General features: G+C 58.8%; 15 protein-coding genes. 3 read left to right on the top strand and 12 right to left on the bottom strand.

What is annotated here, in order from left to right; genetic code table 11:
• Positions 1–52 precede the first annotated feature (52 nt).
• From AC1DE4_RS07950 to rpoZ, 10 genes are all read right to left on the bottom strand, one after another.
• Positions 53–415 (bottom strand): response regulator, encoded by a 363-nt coding sequence (locus AC1DE4_RS07950; protein ID WP_018857426.1) that lies wholly within the window; start codon positions 413–415, stop codon positions 53–55.
• A gap of 231 nt (positions 416–646) precedes the next feature.
• Positions 647–1399: a Crp/Fnr family transcriptional regulator gene (locus AC1DE4_RS07955; RefSeq protein WP_018857427.1), complete on the bottom strand. Its 753-nt coding sequence runs from the start codon at positions 1397–1399 to the stop codon at positions 647–649.
• Between the two features lie 133 nt (positions 1400–1532).
• On the bottom strand, positions 1533–2471 hold the full coding sequence (gene era / locus AC1DE4_RS07960; RefSeq protein ID WP_477880844.1) for a GTPase Era: 939 nt from the start codon (positions 2469–2471) through the stop codon (positions 1533–1535).
• A gap of 8 nt (positions 2472–2479) precedes the next feature.
• Positions 2480–3199, bottom strand: a complete 720-nt coding sequence (gene rnc / locus AC1DE4_RS07965; protein WP_025659862.1) for a ribonuclease III — start codon at positions 3197–3199, stop codon at positions 2480–2482.
• A complete protein-coding gene (lepB, locus tag AC1DE4_RS07970; protein WP_025659863.1) occupies positions 3196–3939 on the bottom strand; it encodes a signal peptidase I in 744 nt (247 codons plus the stop codon). Before lepB ends, rnc begins: the two co-directional genes overlap by 4 nt.
• A gap of 114 nt (positions 3940–4053) precedes the next feature.
• Positions 4054–4458 (bottom strand): holo-ACP synthase, encoded by a 405-nt coding sequence (gene acpS / locus AC1DE4_RS07975; protein ID WP_025659864.1) that lies wholly within the window; start codon positions 4456–4458, stop codon positions 4054–4056.
• Positions 4455–5039: a DUF2062 domain-containing protein gene (locus AC1DE4_RS07980; protein ID WP_025659865.1), complete on the bottom strand. Its 585-nt coding sequence runs from the start codon at positions 5037–5039 to the stop codon at positions 4455–4457. Before AC1DE4_RS07980 ends, acpS begins: the two co-directional genes overlap by 4 nt.
• Before the next feature lie 141 nt (positions 5040–5180).
• Positions 5181–5330, bottom strand: coding sequence for a DUF3563 domain-containing protein (locus AC1DE4_RS07985; RefSeq protein WP_082728477.1), 150 nt, complete (start codon positions 5328–5330; stop codon positions 5181–5183).
• Between the two features lie 182 nt (positions 5331–5512).
• The gene (locus tag AC1DE4_RS07990; protein ID WP_018857434.1) at positions 5513–7753 is read right to left on the bottom strand and encodes a RelA/SpoT family protein; all 2241 of its coding nucleotides are present in this window, start codon (positions 7751–7753) and stop codon (positions 5513–5515) included.
• Positions 7754–7853: 100 nt separating this feature from the next.
• Positions 7854–8258 (bottom strand): DNA-directed RNA polymerase subunit omega, encoded by a 405-nt coding sequence (gene rpoZ, locus AC1DE4_RS07995; protein ID WP_018857435.1) that lies wholly within the window; start codon positions 8256–8258, stop codon positions 7854–7856.
• A 285-nt stretch (positions 8259–8543) separates the two neighbouring features.
• Between rpoZ and AC1DE4_RS08000 the strand changes: the two genes are divergently transcribed.
• On the top strand, positions 8544–9125 hold the full coding sequence (locus AC1DE4_RS08000) for a LabA-like NYN domain-containing protein (protein ID WP_018857436.1): 582 nt from the start codon (positions 8544–8546) through the stop codon (positions 9123–9125).
• A gap of 32 nt (positions 9126–9157) precedes the next feature.
• Here AC1DE4_RS08000 and smpB read toward each other — a convergent pair whose 3' ends face one another.
• Together smpB and dapA are read right to left on the bottom strand one after the other, a co-directional pair.
• Entirely contained in the window at positions 9158–9637 is a 480-nt protein-coding gene (smpB, locus tag AC1DE4_RS08005; protein ID WP_025659866.1) for an SsrA-binding protein SmpB, read from the bottom strand.
• Positions 9638–9740: 103 nt separating this feature from the next.
• The gene (dapA, locus tag AC1DE4_RS08010; RefSeq protein ID WP_477880848.1) at positions 9741–10625 is read right to left on the bottom strand and encodes a 4-hydroxy-tetrahydrodipicolinate synthase; all 885 of its coding nucleotides are present in this window, start codon (positions 10623–10625) and stop codon (positions 9741–9743) included.
• Positions 10626–10838: 213 nt separating this feature from the next.
• Here dapA and AC1DE4_RS08015 point away from each other — a divergent pair, with 213 nt between their 5' ends.
• Both AC1DE4_RS08015 and AC1DE4_RS08020 read left to right on the top strand, forming a co-directional pair.
• Positions 10839–12911, top strand: a complete 2073-nt coding sequence (locus AC1DE4_RS08015) for a lytic transglycosylase domain-containing protein (protein ID WP_477880850.1) — start codon at positions 10839–10841, stop codon at positions 12909–12911.
• 63 nt (positions 12912–12974) lie between these two features.
• On the top strand, positions 12975–13862 hold the full coding sequence (locus AC1DE4_RS08020; protein WP_477880852.1) for an alpha/beta fold hydrolase: 888 nt from the start codon (positions 12975–12977) through the stop codon (positions 13860–13862).
• Positions 13863–13931: the final 69 nt, after the last annotated feature.

Here is a 13931-nt window from a genome sequence, read left to right on the forward strand (position 1 = left end):
AATTTACGATTCGATCCTAACGCAAGACCATTGCCCTGTCATAAAAAGGCATTCAGGCGCTGGCTGGGAACAGTTTCTGGAGGAAGTCGCGCATCGCCGATTCTCCAAACGGCTTGACGAGCAGCGGCACGTTCCGAAGGTCTTCGGGGAAGTCCTTTGTATCGGAATAACCGCTCACAAACCCAAAGGGGATGTTGCTGTTCGCCAGATGACGGGCAAAGTCGAAGCTCATGACTTCGCCAAGATTGACGTCCAGCAGCGCGAAATCGAAGGTCGCGGTCTTGGTCGCCTCCATCGCCTGTTCAAGGCTGCTGACGATTCCAATCGTTTCCACGCCCACCTGGCGGAGAATATCCTCCGCCTCCATCGCGATGATCAAACTGTCCTCGAGGACAAGAACACGGTTTGCCTTCATACCCAATACGCCCCTCGCTGAGTATCAACTAAGATGCTCGGCACCTGCATTTCCCGGATTTCAACCTCTGACGCCCCATGGCTCATTGGCGACGACTATATACCGCTTAGCTTGCATAGCCGCTTTTTCGTTTCGGGTCGATAAAAAGCAAGGCAGGAAGAAAGATGGCAGGGTGACCTTACGGGCGCGCCGCTCAGAAGGCATTTAAATAAGACATGTCGCTTACAGCTATTATATGAACGGACGGCCCCTCTCTCCAAGCCCCTCCCAACCGGCAGCGGCCTTAAGCCCCTCCCCATCAAGCACCTCGCAGGCACGCTCCTGCCAGCGGATGAGGTTGCGATTGGCGAGCTTTTTCAATGTCTTGTTTGTATGCACGATCGAAAGTCCCAATGTATCCGCAACGTGTTGCTGCGTGATTGGAATCGATGCGTGGCCGTTGAAGAGCTTCAGCTGCCTGCCGCGCTCGAACAGGAAAGCGATGAGATAGGCGGCGCGCTCGAGCGCTGTCCGGCGACCAATGCTCAATAGGTGTTCGTCAAGGATACGTTCTTCCTGGGCAGCAATCCAGGTGATGTCGAAGGCCAGGGACGAATGCTTGTTGTAGAGGGTCATCAGCTTGTCGCGCTCGAAAACGCAAAGCGATACAGGCGACAATGCCTCGACGGAGTGCTGCATCTCCCCCATGATCGTTCCCTGAAGACCGATCAGATCACCCGGCATCACGTAGTTCAGGATTTGCCGGCGTCCGTCCTCCAGCGTCTTGTAGCGAAAACCCCAGCCGGAAAGGACGGTGAACAGGTGAGCGCTGTGCGCACCCTCGACTATGATCGTGGCACCAGCATCCGCGGCCAGCTCGCCTCTCTTGAATTTCGAAACGAAGTCGAGTTCATCGGCGGTGAACTCCCGAAAGACCCGGTTGGCACGCAGCGGACAGTGCTCGCAGGGCGTTTTGAACGAGTGGGTGGGACGCGCGGTCGGCATACAGGCCCTTGTGCTCGAATGAAGGACGCTGCCGGAATTGGCAGCGCTCCCGACGAGAACACGCAAATGGCAAGGGTTGTTCCACCCGCGCGGGAATTTTTAACGCAGAAACAACGCGGTAGAAGCCGTCAACTTACGTCGGAAAATCCAGACCCATTTCGCGGAAGCGCTCGGGGTCATCGCCCCAATTTTCACGAACCTTCACGAACAGGAAGAGATGAACCGGCTGCTCGAGGATTTCGGAGAGCTCTCGTCGGGACGCCGACGAAATCGCCTTGATCGTTTCGCCACCCTTGCCGAGCGCGATCTTCTTCTGGCTATCCCGTTCGACGTAGACTACCTGCTCGATTCGAACCGAGCCGTCCTTGCGTTCTTCCCACTTTTCCGTCTCGACATGCGACGAATATGGAAGCTCCTGATGCAGACGCAGGAACAGCTTCTCGCGGGTGATCTCCGCAGCCAGCTGGCGCATCGGAAGGTCGGAGATCTGGTCTTCGGGATAGTACCAGGGGCCTTCTGGCAGCGTCTTTGCCAGATAATCCATGACGTCGTCACAGCCGGAGCCGTTCTCGGCCGAGATCATGAAGGTATGCGTGAAGTCAATCTTCTGGTTGGCCGCCGCCGCAAGCGCCAGCAGATCTTCGCGTTTGACCCGATCGATCTTGTTCAAGACGAGAATCTTTGGCTGATGTACCTCCTTGAGGCCCTCAAGAATGGCTTCCGCATCGCCGCGCAGACCACGTTCGCTGTCGATCAGCAGCATGATCAGGTCAGCATCCTTTGCGCCGCCCCAGGCTGATGTCACCATCGCGCGGTCGAGCCGCCGACGCGGCTTGAAAATGCCGGGCGTATCCATGAACACGACCTGCGCATTGTTGTGGATCGCGATGCCGCGCACGATGGCACGCGTCGTCTGCACCTTATGGCTGACAATCGAAACCTTGGCGCCGACGAGGCGATTGACCAGCGTGGACTTGCCGGCGTTGGTCGCTCCAATCAGCGCGACAAAGCCTGACCGTGTGGCACCCGCAGTTTCAGGGGCGTCGTCCGCCATATCGTGTTCTTCCGTCATTTGTCCCGTCAGTTTCCGGCAGAGGACCTCTGCCAAATGCCTTCGCGTTCCAGCATTCGCGTGGCTGCGACCTGTTCCGCGGCCCGCTTTGAGCGTTCGATGCCCGTTTCGGGCTTAACACCTGTGACCTCTACCGTCACCGTGAAACGCGGATCATGATCCGGTCCGGTGCGTTCTTCAACCCGGTAGATCGGCGTGATGCCGAATTTGGCGTGCGACCACTCCTGCAATTCGGTCTTCGCGTCGCGCCGCGCGCCGTCGGCGCGCGCTGCCCGCTTTTCCCAGAACTTCAGGATGAAACGCCGGGCGACCTCCAGGCCGCCATCGAGGTAGATCGCCGCAATAAGGCTTTCGACGACGTCGGCTCGCACGTTCATCATGCGCTTGCCGGTCAGCTTCTTGACGTCGGCGCCAGTGCGGATGAAGAGATGCAGGCCGAGTTCATCAGCGACCTCAGCACAGGTGTCGGCACTGACGAGCTGATTGAGGCGCACCGAAAGTTCGCCCTCGGTCGCCGTACCGAACGTCCGGAAGAGCAGTTCGGCAACGCAGAGGCCGAGGACTCGGTCACCGAGGAACTCCAGCCTCTCGTAGTTGCCGCCCTTCTGCGTGCGGGCACTTGCATGCGTCAGTGCCCGATCCAGCCGCTCCTTTTCGGCGAACTCGTGACCGATCAGGGCTTCAAGCCGTGTTCGATCCGCCGCCGAAAGCGTCTGTGACTTGCTCATTCAACGCCCTTGAACAGACGATCCCACCGCATGTTCGTCGGCCACTTCCAGATCTCGCGGAACGAGGTGTCGTTGCCGAGCGAGAAGAAGATGACGCTCGCGCGACCGACCAGATTTTCCGCAGGCACAAAGCCAACGTCGAAGCGGCTGTCGAGCGAATTATCGCGATTATCGCCCATCATGAAGTAATGGCCTTCCGGAACGATAAACTCGCGGGTGTTGTCGCCACGCGAAACCGGGGACTGATCCAGCGTGTCAAAGCTGACGCCGTTATCCAGCGTCTCGCGATACACCGGCACATCCTGGCCCGGATCCTGCGCGTAGTCGGAATTGAACGTGCCATTCGGCACCCTCGGAACCGCCGTGCCGTTCACGTAGAGGACGCCTTCCTTGACCTGAATGCGATCACCGGGAAGACCAACCAGCCGCTTGATGTAATCGACGTCGGGGTTCGGCGGGAACCGGAAGACAACGATGTCGCCGCGCTTCGGCTCGCTCGCGAAAATGCGACCGCTGAAGAGGTTCGGCGAGAACGGCAGCGAGAACCTCGAATAGCCGTAGGCAAACTTGTTGACGAAGATGTAGTCACCGACAAGCAGTGTCGGCATCATGGAGCCGGACGGAATGGTGAACGGCTGAAAAAGCACCGTTCGGATAACCATCGCCAAAATCAGCGCCTGGGCGATGACCTTGATGTTTTCCCATAGGGCGTTCGGCTTGGTTTCGACTTTTTCGGACACGCAGTCTTGTTCCTTCAATGCACCGCCAGGGCGCAACTCTTGTTTGCTTCTCTCTAGCGGCTTCGACCGATTGCGGCAATGGCGCCAACATTAAAAGCGACTCTACGTCGCTGCTCAGACATCTTCCGGCAGGGCCTCAATGATGACGAACGCCTGCGCCATGGGATAATCATCCGTTATCGTCAAATGAATGGCAGCCTTGTGGCCAGCCGGCAGCAGCGACTTCAGCACATCGGCCGCGCCGCCCGTCAGCCGCATCGTCGGCTTGCCGCTCGGCAGGTTCACAACGCCGAGATCCTTCCAGAACACACCTTGCGCCATGCCCGTCCCGAGAGCCTTGGAGCAGGCTTCCTTGGCGGCGAAACGCTTGGCATAGGAGGCGGCGCGATTGGCGCGCCGATCGGACTTTGCCCGCTCAATCTCGGTGAAGCAGCGATTGGTGAAGCGCTCGCCGAAGCGTTCGAGGGATTTCTCGACGCGCCTGATATCAATGAGATCGCTGCCGATACCGATGATCATACGGTTTCCTGCACTGGATTGGACAGCCGCACGCGGGCACGCGTCATAAGGCGTTCGCGGCGGCGCGTCTGAAAGCCCTTCACGGCATAAAAGGTTCCGAAATAAACGATGACGGAGGTCAAGAGCGCCGGCGGGATGGAGCCGACAAGCATCGGTTCGAGCACCGGTTGCCAGAGTTCGCTGAAATGCAGCTCATGAAACAGCGCCCCAAGGTCGATCGAATGCCCTTGCATCGTATCCTGACGCGCAAGCAGCAGGTGACCGATCTCCCAGGTCGCGCCCCAGATGAACGGATAGGTCAGCGGATTGCCGAAGGCAGCACAGCCAAGAGCAGCGGCGACCATATTGCCCGCGAATAGATAGCTGAGTACGAAGGCCATGATAAAATGAACGCCGATAAAGGGCGTCCAGGAAACGAAGATCCCTGCGGCTACGCCCATGGCGACGGCGTGCGGCGACGCCGTCAAGCGCAGAACACGCATCGTGAGATAGCGGAGCGGCCGCAAGAATCCCTTGCGAGGCCACAACAACTCGCGCATCTTTTCACGAAATCCGGCAGGTTTTCGACGTCTGAACAGCATGGCGCGTATGTAGTGCAACTCGCACCAGCGTTACAAGAGCGTCAAACTATCTCAGTCATTATTTGATCACTGCAGACTGAGCACTCACCAGGGGCGCGATATGCAATACGCCCCTTTCATTCCTCAAGTATAGAACCGATATTAACGGGTGCGAAACATACCACGGTCAACCTGACGCTGACGATATTCAAGATCGATACGGTCAAACGAGCCGTTCAGATAGTCCATTTCGCGTTCTTCAGTGGTCGGAGCGCGCAATGCGCGGGCGATCTTCTTGATCGGCTTAAACATTTCTTTGCCTCATCTTCTGTTCGTTTCCTGATGACTGGAAGATAGGCGCTCGCAGCAGCAATTACCAACGCTCTAACAAGGGCACAGCCATGCGATTCACGCATACCAAGCCTTATATCAGTGCGTTTTCCGTCATGAAACGATCACAAAATGTGCAAATGCCAAGTGTGGCGGTTGCCGACTTACTCGTAAAGCCGGCGAACCGTCGCGACGCACTCGAGGTCCTTCAGCTGGGCAAGCAGCTGGTTCAACTGCCGAAGGTCCCACACTTCGACGTCGAGCGTCATTTCGGTGAAGTCGGTTGCGACGCGCACCGTATTGAACACCCGAATATTGACGTCGACGCCAGCAACGGTCTGGGCAAGCTTTGCCAACGTACCGGGCTCATTCAACGCATTGACCATGATGCGCGCCATGAAACGCGACTTGTTGGCCTCGTCGAGATCCCAGCGAACATCAATCCAGCGGTCCGGCTGATCGTCGAAACGTTGCAGCGTCGGTGACTGGATCGGATAGATCGTAATGCCGTTGCCTTTTTCCGTCGTATTCATGATCCCGACGATGCGGTCACCGGGTACGGCGCCCGTCGGCGCAAACTGCACATCAACATTGCTCGAAATGCCGCGGATCGGCACCGTGTCCATTTCCAGAGCACTGAGATCTGCACCATCGATGCCGGACTTCGGCTTGCCGGGGATCTTGAAGATCATGCCGGAGGCGCTGCGAACGTTGAACCAACCGTCGTCACCGCTCGGCTTGGCCGTCACGCGTTCTTCGAGATGATCCGGATAGACGGCGCGCAATACGTCGAGCGACGACATTTCACCGCGACCGACCGCAGCGATGGCGTCTTCCACATCCTTCTGGCCAAGGCGATGGAGCGCGGGCTTCATCGCTTCACGGGAGAAGATCTTGCCTGCTCGCTCGAAGGTGCGCTCCAGGATGCGATGGCCGAGACCGGCATATTGTTTGCGGATTGCAAGTCGGGTGGCCCGGCGGATCGCCGCACGCGCCTTGCCCGTTACCACGATCTCTTCCCAGGCAGCAGGCGGCACCTGCACGCCGGAGCGAATGATCTCGACCTCGTCGCCATTCGCCAGTCGTGTCACGAGAGGCATGATGCGCCCGTTGATCTTGGCGCCGACGGTCGTGTCGCCGATATTGGTGTGAACGGCATAGGCAAAGTCGATCGGCGTCGCACCCCGCGGCAGCGCGATCAGCTTGCCCTTCGGCGTGAAGCAGAAGACCTGGTCCTGGAACAACTCAAGCTTCGTGTGCTCCAGGAATTCTTCAGGACTGTCGCCTTCCGCCAGCGCCTCGATCGTGTGCCGTAGCCATGAGTACGCGTTGGACTCGCGCGAGAGGATATCGTTGTCGGAAGTCGAAGCCCCGTCCTTGTAGAGCGTATGGGCGGCAATACCGAATTCCGCGATCTCGTGCATGCGCTTGGTACGGATCTGCAGCTCGATACGCTGCCTGGATGGGCCGACGATCGTCGTGTGCAGCGAACGGTAGTCGTTCTGCTTCGGCGTCGAGATATAGTCCTTGAAGCGCCCGGGGACGACGCGCCAGCGGGTGTGGACGATGCCGAGCGCGCGGTAGCATGCGGAAATATCTTCAACGATGATACGAAAGCCGTAGACGTCGGACAGCTGCTCGAAGGACAGCGACTTCGACTGCATCTTGCGGAACACGGAGTAAGGCTTTTTCTGTCGTCCCTTGACGATGGCGCCCGTCAGCCCGTTCGTAACCAGCAGATCGCCCAATTCGGTCTCGATCTTCTTGACCAGACCCTCGTTGCGCTTGGAAAGCTCCTCGAGCCGCCTGGTGACGGTCTCATAGGCTTCGGGATTGATGTGGCGGAAGGAAAGGTCTTCCAGCTCCTCGCGCATGTCCTGCATACCCATGCGCCCGGCCAGCGGCGCATAGATGTCCATCGTCTCCTCGGAAATGCGCGCGCGCTTTTCCGGCGACATGTGGTCGAGGGTGCGCATGTTGTGCAGGCGATCTGCCAGCTTGACGAGCAGCACGCGTACGTCGTCGGAGATGGCAAGCAGCAGCTTGCGCAGGTTTTCTGCCTGTTTCGCCTTCTTGGTGACGAGGTCGAGCTTCTTGATCTTCGTCAGCCCTTCGACCAGCCGACCAATATCCTCGCCAAAGAGCTCATCGATTTCGGCGCGGGTGGCTGTCGTATCCTCAATGGTGTCGTGAAGCAGCGCGACTGCGATCGTCGACTCATCGAGATGCATGTCCGTCAGAATGGCGGCGACTTCCAGCGGATGCGAGATGTAGGGATCGCCGCTGGCACGCTTCTGTTGCCCATGCTTTTGCATTGCATAGACATAGGCTTTGTTCAGCAGGGCTTCGTTGGCGTCGGGCTTATATTTCTGAACCCGCTCCACGAGCTCGTACTGCCGCATCATCCCGAAACCACTCCATTACAAACGAAAAGCGCGCCAATCACGGATTGGCGCACATGATATGCGATAATATGCCGAAGCTATAATCGTGCAAGGTTGACGATTAGTAATCGTCGCTCTTTTCCGGTGGCACCAGGCCTTCGATGCCAGCCAAAAGCTCCTCTTCCGACATCTGGTCGAAGGTGATCGTTTCCGGCAGGTCTTCCTGCTCTTCGCTGTCGGCCGCAGCGACGCCGCCGGCTGCGATGAGGCTCGCCGGATCGGGCTCGGGCTCGTCGATTTCGACATGCTTCTGCAGCGAGTGGATCAGGTCTTCCTTGAGATCGTCCGGCGACAGCATCTCGTCCGCGATCTCGCGCAACGCCACGACCGGGTTCTTGTCGTTGTCGCGATCGATCGTGATCGAGGCACCCTGGGAAATCAGCCGGGCACGGTGGCTGGCAAGCAGAACCAGCTCGAAGCGGTTCTCAACTTTATCAATGCAGTCTTCTACGGTGACACGGGCCATTGCCTGTCCTTTACGTCGTGATCTCGGGATTAACACGCCCGATACAATTAAAACCGGGCAAATTCAAGTTTTCATTGCACGACGCCTCTGCGGGCGAATGAGACGAATTTTGGAACGAAAGCGGATTTCGACCAGAAGTTGCTTGGAATATCACGAATCGTGCCCTAAATCTTTCTTATATGAAAAGTTCATAAAGTACGATTTGTTCCAGGCGGCCTCATAACTCATTGTTTTGTTGGGTTTTTGACGGAAGCACGACGATTGCTCACATTGGATTGGTACGGGATGTTTGATCCACGCGAAAAAATTGCTCTTTTTATCGATGGCGCCAATCTCTACGCTGCGTCCAAAAGTTTGGGTTTCGATATCGACTACCGCAAGCTGTTGAAGGCGTTCCAGAAACGCGGCTATCTCCTGCGCGCCTACTACTATACGGCCCTCATCGAGGACCAGGAATACTCCTCCATTCGCCCGCTGATCGACTGGCTGGATTACAACGGCTACAAGGTCGTGACGAAGCCGGCAAAGGAATTCACGGATTCGATGGGTCGCCGCAAGATCAAGGGCAACATGGATATTGAGCTTGCGATCGATGCCATGGAGCAGTCGGAAACCGTCGATCATCTCGTCATCTTCTCCGGCGACGGAGATTTCACGACGCTCGTCGAGGCGCTGCAGCGGCGGGGCCGAAAGGTCTCGGTCATCTCAACGATGGCAACACAACCTCCAATGATTGCCGACGATCTGCGTCGTCAGGCAGATCACTTCATCGACCTTCTATCGCTGAAGAGCGAAATCGGGCGTGATCCTTCAGAGCGACCACCGCGGCCAACCGAAACGGCAACGCCAACCGATCTGGAAGCTTGAAGCCAGCAATTCACCGCCGGCTATGCCTTTGACTAGCCGTTATCCTTGAGAAGACGGCTCTTCTGCCGGTTCCAATCGCGTTCCTTCTCGGATTCGCGCTTGTCGTGCAGCTTCTTGCCCTTGGCGAGCGCCAGTTCCATTTTGGCGCGGCCGCGATCGTTGAAATAGATCTTCAGCGGTATCAGGGTCATGCCTTCGCGATTGATCCCCGCTCGCAGACGGTTGATCTCGCGGCCGGAAAGCAGGAGCTTGCGGCGGCGGCGCGGCTCATGATTGAAACGGTTCGCCTGCAGATATTCCGGCAGATAGGAATTGATCAGCCAGATCTCACCATCCTCATCCGAGGCATAGGATTCTGCGATATTGGCCTTGCCCTCGCGCAACGACTTGACCTCGGTGCCCTTGAGCACGAGTCCAGCTTCGTAGGTATCGATGATCTCGTAGTTGAAGCGCGCCTTGCGGTTTTCCGCCACGATCTTCTTGACCACGCGCTCGCTGCCTTTGGGGGCCATGACACATTCCAAATGCTTAGGGGCGCGACGACCGCGCCCTTCTCTCTTCTCCCCTATGTAGGGGAACATCGACCGCCTGTGAAGGCGGGCCGAATGGCTTGCCTCAGTTCAGCAGGCCGGCATGGCGCATGGCTGCGTCAATCGCCGCTTCCGTCGCAGGTTCCAGTGTCGAAATCAGCGGCGAACGCACGTTGCGGCTCATTCGCCCCAGCTTCGACAAGCCATACTTCGCTCCGCAGAGGCCGGGCTCCATGAAGATGGCCTTGTGTAGCGGCATCAAGCGGTCCTGATACTCCAGCGCCTTCGCATAGTCACCTGCAAGCGTCGCAGCCTGGAACTCGGCGCAAAGGCGCGGCGCCACGTTAGCGGTCACCGAGATGCACCCGACGCCACCGTGGGCATTAAACCCGAGTGCCGTGGCATCTTCACCCGACAACTGCTTGAATTCCTTGCCGCAGGTAAGACGCTGCTCGGACACGCGCTCGATCTTGCCCGTCGCATCCTTGACGCCGACGATATTCGAGTGCGCCTTGGCAAGCGCGCCCATCGTCTCCGGCGTCATGTCGATAACGGAGCGACCCGGGATGTTGTAGATGTAGATCGGCAGCTTCACTGCCTCGGCGATCGCGGAGAAATGCGCGACCAGCCCCTTCTGGGTGGGCTTGTTGTAATAGGGCGTGACCACGAGGACCGCATCTGCCCCGGCCCTCTCGGCGTGCTGAGCAAGTTCGATTGCTTCACGCGTGTTGTTCGAGCCGGCGCCGGCCATGATAGGCACGCGCTTGGCTGCGGATTCAATGCAGAGTTCCACGACCCGCTTATGCTCGGCATGCGACAGCGTCGGAGATTCTCCGGTCGTCCCAACCGGAACGAGACCGCTGCTGCCTTCCTTGATCTGCCAGTCGACGTGGTTCGCGAACGAAGCTTCATCCACTTGGCCGGCATCGGTGAAGGGAGTGACGAGAGCGGGAATGGATCCCTGGAACATGCAGAACTCCTCATGGCCAAATCCACGCTTCGGCCGCATTCCTTGAATATTGGTGGGGCACCATAGTGCGGTGAAATCGCCGCGACAAGCGCGCATGGATCGGTTTAGGGCAAATTCCGATAGCAAATGTGAACGAATTTTACTGACGTTAGTAAGCTTTCGTTAAGATGGCTCCCGCCAAATGGTCGGGCGTGTTTTCGTTGTGAGTGTCCCATGAAGAGAGCAGTCCTGATCGTGTCCGCCCTCGGCTTTACCGCCGCCGCGTGGAGCAGCGCCGCGTCGTCGCTTCCGAATGAGGGCGCGCCCGTTCCGGACGTGAAGCCCATTGGTTTCGTCCCCCAGACGACAATACCGGAATCGATCGTTACCGGCTCAATTCCGCGCGGCCAGGCAATTGCACCCGTTAACAGTGATTTGAAATCCGGCCTGGACGCGCTTTCGGACAACAATCCCCTGCAAGCGCTATCCATTCGCGACGGCATGGGACGTGGGACGCTTGACCGGCATATCCTGACCTGGGCGATTGCGGTCTCGGGGCAGAAGGGCATTCCCTCGACAGAGATCGCGGCTGCGGCGCAGGAGTTGCAGGGATGGCCCGGGCTCGCAAAGCTGCGGGCTTATTCGGAGCGGGCACTTTACGATGAAAACCCTAACCCGACCGCTGTCTTGGCGGCCTTCGGCCATTCCGCGCCAGAGACCACGCCGGGCGCGATGATCCTTTCGCGTGCGCTTGTCGCGATGGGTAAACAGAGCCAGGCGGCGAAGACCATTCGCAAGGTCTGGCGCGGCGAGATGCTGGACAAACCGACCGAAGACAAGATTTTGGCTGAGTTCTCCGGCTTGCTGACCTCGGCCGATCACAAGGCGCGAATGGACTACCTGATGTACCGCAATCGCACTGAGCAGGCCAAGCGCTTTGGCGACATGGGTCAGGCCCAATCCCTCTACAAGGCATGGGCCGCTGTGATGAGCAAGGCACCCAACGCCGGGGCGCTTCTTGCCGCGGTCGATGGCCAGTGGAAAGGCGATGCCGGTTACCTCTTTGCGCGCATCGAACATCTGCGAAAACAGGACAAGTATACGGAAGCCGCCAAATTGTTGCGGCAGGCCCCACGCAATCGGGATGAACTGGTCAATGCCGGCGAGTGGTGGAACGAGCAGCGGATCGTGAGCCGCGGCCTCGTCGATCAAGGGGAATTCAAGGCGGCCTACGGAATCGTTGCCAATTATGCTGCGACGACGCCGACCGACATCGTCGAGGCCGAATTCCACGCAGGCTGGTACGCGCTGCGCGGGCTGCAGGATCCTGCGGCGGCACAGGCCCATTTCCGGAAGATTCTCGATTTCTCCAATGGGCCGATATCCGTATCGCGCGCCTGGTACTGGATGGGTCGATCTGCCGAGGCGGGTGGGCCTGGCAAGGCCTCGGAATTTTACGCCAAGGCCGCAAGCTATCCGACCACCTTCTATGGGCAGCTCGCCAGCGACAAGCTCGGCCGCAAGACACTGAACGTGGCGTACCCGTCTCCGACTGCTGCGGATCGCCAGCGCTATCTGGCGCGTGAGGCCGTGCAGGCCATCGCTCGTCTCGACGCGGCCGGGCATGGCTGGCGGGCCAATAGCCTCTACCTCGCGCTCGCCGAGCAACTGCAAAGCCCTGGAGAACTTGCGGTTCTGAGCGCGCAGGCCGAACGGTCCGGCGACCACCATCTGTCGCTGCAGATCGGGAAGATTGCTTACTCCCACGGCGTGGATGTCGCGGCGCTGGCCTTCCCACTCGGCGTCATTCCGACGAACGCCAACATCTCCGGCTCCGGGAAGGCCCTCGCCTACGCGATTGCCCGGCAAGAGAGCGCCTTCAATCCCGCGGCCGTTTCGGCAGCCGATGCTCGCGGATTGCTGCAGATATTGCCGGGCACGGCAAAGGCCGTCGCCAAGCGTCACAACATCGCCTATTCGAAGGAGCGACTGACCGCCGACGCCGGCTATAACGCGACCCTTGGGGCGCATTATCTCGGCGAACAGATCGACGCCTTTGGCGGCTCCTACATCATGACGTTCATTGCCTATAATGCCGGTCCCAAGCGGGTGCCCGAATGGATCGGCCGCTATGGCGACCCGCGCGGCCAATCGATCGACGCCATCGTCGACTGGATTGAGCGCATCCCCTTCCCCGAGACGCGCAACTATGTTCAGCGGGTGATTGAGAATTACGAAGTGTACAAGGCAAGGTTGGGTCAGCCGAGCGACATCGTTCGCGACCTGACCTACGGCCGCGCCTCCTGATCGCCATTGGCGTCTATTGCCGGTCGCGCTAATCTGCTCCCATGCAACAGGGGACGACGGAGCGTGGATGAAGCAAGAGACGACGGTTTCCGAGCGACAACCTACCAGAGCGACGACGGACTCACGCTCCATGCGCGAGACTACGGTGGCCCTGACATCACTGAGCGGCTGCCGATCATCTGTTTGCCGGGATTGACGCGGAACTCGCGTGACTTTCATCAGCTGGCGCTGCTCTTGTCGACCGACCGAACGACACCGCGACGCGTTATCACGCTCGACTATCGCGGGAGAGGCCTGTCCGATTGGGATGCCAACAAGGCGAACTACAATCCCGGCGTCGAGACGCGGGATGTCATTTCGGCCTGCCGGCATTTCGCCATTGAACGCGCCATCTTCATCGGCACCTCGCGGGGCGGGCTGATTCTTCATCTGCTGGCTGAGATGAGGCCGGATCTGATCGCCGCCGCCATTCTCAACGACATCGGACCGAAGATTGAACCCAGCGGCCTCAAGCGCATCCGCGACTATCTCAATTCTGCCGCGCCGCCGCGCAACTGGCCGGAAGCAATCGCATTCCTCAAGGCCTGTCATGGCCCCTCCTTCCCTGCCCTTGGCGAGCACGACTGGCGGGAGATGGCTGGTGCGATCTATCGGGAACTCGACGGGAAGCCGATCGCGGACTTCGATCCGGCCATTGCCGCTCAATTACAGATGATCGACTTCAATCAGCCGCTGCCTGATCTCTGGCACTATTACGACAGGCTCGCGACGATGCCTCTCATGGTCGTCAAGGGTGAGAACTCCGATCTCATCTCCGACAAGACGCTTGCGAAGATGCGCGCTCGGTGTCCAGCCATCGTGATGCTGGGGGCACCTGGCCAGGGACACGCACCGCTGCTGCATATGCAGCCACTGCTCCAGCAGATCAGACGGTTCGTTGCGGAGGCGTAGGACTTCTTCACGCAAGTCGCCCTAAATTAGCAGTGATCCCGCAACAAAAAAGCCCGGCTCGAAAGCCGG

The sequence above is a fragment of the Rhizobium sp. 10N414 genome (genome assembly GCF_056394785.1).